This is a genomic window from Fulvivirga lutimaris, assembly GCF_009711525.1.
Taxonomy (GTDB): domain Bacteria; phylum Bacteroidota; class Bacteroidia; order Cytophagales; family Cyclobacteriaceae; genus Fulvivirga; species Fulvivirga lutimaris.
This window is the reverse complement of record NZ_SMLV01000135.1, coordinates 1-2,613: the sequence shown is the minus strand read 5'-3', so window position 1 is coordinate 2,613 and position 2,613 is coordinate 1. Positions and strand designations below refer to the sequence as shown.

Here is a 2,613-nt window from a genome sequence, read left to right as displayed (position 1 = left end):
ACGGGTTCTGGATAAACCGTGATCGTGAAGGTTTGTGCTGGACCAGGGCAAGTAATACCTCCGGATAAACTTTGAGGAGTTACCGTAATTGTTGCTACAATAGTTGTTGCTCCAGCATTAATTGCCGTAAAGCTACCAATGTCACCTGCCCCACTTGCCGCTAGACCAATACCAGGAGTATCATTAACCCAGTCATAACTTGTCCCTGTTCCTGCAAAATTCACAGCAGCTGTATTATCACCAGTACATAACGCCTGATTAGAAGGATCAACAACACTTGGTGGCGTATTTACAGTAATTGCTTGAGTGGCACTTCCAATACAACCACCAGAAATGCTTTCCTGATCAACACTAACAGACTTGCTACCAGATACATCCCAAGTGACTGTTATTTCATTGGTACCTTGTCCTGCTGTGATGGTACCACCAACTACTGTCCAGTCGTAAGTATCTGATCCCGAAGCAATAACACTATATGTTTCTCCTGCATCTCCAACACAGACAGTGGTATTACTTGAAGTAATAGATGGTGAGGGAACATCATAACTATCAATACCATTGATGATAGGAAAATCACCGACAATAGCAGATGTGCCTGATGTAGTAATACTTAGCCCTGTAACAGCTGTAGTTATTGCTCTAATTCTTAAACCGGTGATGACAAACTCGTCTAAGGTAGGTGCATTAGCTCCGTCATATTGAAAAGTAAATGTTGATAGTCCTTGAGTGAAACCATCAGGAGAAATACCATCTGCTGAGATTAAATATACAGCACCACTCGATGGATCAAACTCAAATTCTGTAGATGGTACATTTAATGAAAATGTCAGATTGTTATTACCATTAGTTCCAAAATCACTAGAAGTCTGTTCTGAAATAATGATATCACCAATTGTTGTATATCCTTCTCCGACACACAAATCAATATCAGGAACTAGGTTTATTGTAGCTTGTCCAAAAATATTAGATAAACCTACCAACACAAAAGCCGTGCTTAGTAGGAACCTATTAAATATACTTTGTGACACCCTCTTTATTAACATTCAAAAGCTTTAAAACTACTGTAAATATATTTCATCCAACAATTGTAACCTTAAAAAATTATGGTTCAAGTAACCCAAAATTATTAGTCTTAATTAAACACATTTTAGTCTGGCTCTCCAACTCAATAGTCCCTACCGTAACAATAGACCCATCATTAAGTACAACCAGTTTACCTGCAGTGTCTAAATCAGCTCCTCCAAATGAATTTTCCCATTTAATGACACCTGCACTTGACACTCTGGCTAAATATATATCAGTAGTTCCATTACTATCAACAGTACCTGAAATAATATAATCACCAGAACTCTCAGCAATTGAATTGGCTCTAATGTTTGAATTAACACTAAGTTGAAAACTATTAAGGAAATCGTTATTGCTTCTTATTCTGGATATATAAATGCTATTCCCTCCTGATGCAGCCGTGGTAGTTCCGATCATTGCAAAACCTCCATCTGAAGTTTCAATCATTTGAATCGCTTCCTGATTATCTAAGGTACCAAAGTACTTTTCTGCTCCTGAAACTATACCCGTATTGTCAGTAGGAAACACAAACATGTTAAATCCATCCTGCTGTGAATTGTCTTGAGTAAACCTATTGGTGGTGCCATAAAACAGAAATGATCCATCTGCCTTTTCGAATGCCTGCACACCAAAGTCCTGCTCATTGTATCCATAAAACCTTCTCCACGATGCAAGGGGTAGTTCATCCAGGTCTAATGTCATTCTAATTGAAAAAATATCCCAGGTATTAGATCCTCCAGGCACCAGCACATTCTCTGTACTTCCAACAACGATCAGTTCCTGATTTTGAGTTACTGTAATCCCATTTATATCATCATCAAATCCATCAGTACCGATATAAGTGCTATCTAAAAGAGCACCCTCAGCATTCAATTTGAATATTTTCCCATTGGTTTTACCCCCATCAGACTCTTCTACCACAGCAGCAATTAAAATATTCCCTGATGGATCTAAAATCACACTTTTTGCATATTCATTTTGCGATTCTCCATAAGTGTAACTCCATATTTCATTTCCCAATTCGTCAGCTTTAGTCAGCATAATTTGGCTATTACCATCAGTTCTCATGCTAGAACCTAGAAGTAGAAAAGTATTATCATCATTTACTAAAAGATCAACACCAATCTGATCCCCCTCCAACCCATAGTACTTAATAAAATATTCCTCATAATAAGGCTCTAGATTGCTTTCAGTATCACAAGCCAACAACATTGTCAAAAGAAAAATAAATAGCCCCGCTGCTCTCATAGTCTAATTAAATATCCTTTTTAAAAAGCTTCCACCTTTTTGAATTTTCCTAGGCTTATACAAAGGTTTTATATAGCCAAATGACAGGGACACTGTATTAATTCGCTTAAAATCATCAACAAAGGCATAATTGTATAATAATGATCGACTAGAATATTGTTGTTCACTTTTAACTATATTATTCATTCCAAATGAGTATCGGGCATCAATAAACACATAACTATACCCTATTCTATAATTTAGCCCAATGCCTCCTATAATATTCTTATTAAATGAATTCCTCATATCCATTAAATTCTC

2 protein-coding genes and 1 pseudogene are annotated in these 2,613 nt (G+C 36.8%); all 3 read right to left on the bottom strand.

Annotated features, from left to right (window positions below; translation table 11 throughout):
- Positions 1-1,043, bottom strand: a 1,043-nt coding sequence (locus tag E1140_RS00770; RefSeq protein ID WP_155178045.1) for a hypothetical protein, incomplete at its 3' end; no start/stop codon positions are given.
- Positions 1,044-1,101: 58 nt separating this feature from the next.
- Positions 1,102-2,313 (bottom strand): hypothetical protein, encoded by a 1,212-nt coding sequence (locus E1140_RS00765; protein ID WP_155178044.1) that lies wholly within the window; start codon positions 2,311-2,313, stop codon positions 1,102-1,104.
- A gap of 3 nt (positions 2,314-2,316) precedes the next feature.
- Positions 2,317-2,613, bottom strand: a pseudogene (locus E1140_RS21255) (hypothetical protein); the annotation flags it as partial.